Annotated in this window: 1 protein-coding gene; it reads left to right on the top strand. The window is 61.2% G+C overall.

Annotation, left to right across the window (positions count from 1 at the left end):
* Window positions 1-507, top strand: a 507-nt coding sequence (locus ACR0JF_RS23455) for an AIR synthase-related protein (RefSeq protein ID WP_480670157.1), incomplete at its 5' end; no start/stop codon positions are given.
* Window positions 508-515: the final 8 nt, after the last annotated feature.

The raw sequence follows: 515 nt of genomic DNA, 5'->3' as shown, positions 1-515 counted from the left end.
CATTCGGACGAGATCATCGGCAACGAGGTTCGCGAAGGCCACGTCGCGCTGATCATTGGTGAAACCAAAGGCCATCTTGGTCAATCCGCCCTGCTTGCAGAAGTGTTCAACCGAGAAGACGGCGATGCGCCGCATGTCGATCTGGATGCTGAAAAGCGCAACGGTGACTTCATTCGCGCCAACCGCGAGATGGTCAAAGCGTGTACCGACCTTGGCGATGGCGGTCTTGCACTGGCCGCCTTTGAATTGGCCGAAGCGGCTGGCGTTGGTGTTCACCTGGACGAGGCCCCGACCGAATTCCTGTTTGGCGAAGATCAGGCCCGCTATCTGGTCGCCTGCAACTTCGATCAGGCCGAGGCGCTGATGATCGCCGCCGGTCAGGCCGGCGTACCGCTGGTCTCGGTCGGTCGTTTCACCGGCGACAGCGTCAAGATCGGCGCGTCCGAGGCATCGCTGGCGGATTTGCAAGACACGTTCCGCACCAGCTTTGCGGCGGCAGTTGCCTGACCTACAGG

This window comes from Ruegeria sp. BG11 (genome assembly GCF_056538565.1).
The sequence above is the reverse complement of the archived record's forward strand: the minus strand, read 5'-3'. Positions and strand labels throughout refer to the sequence as shown.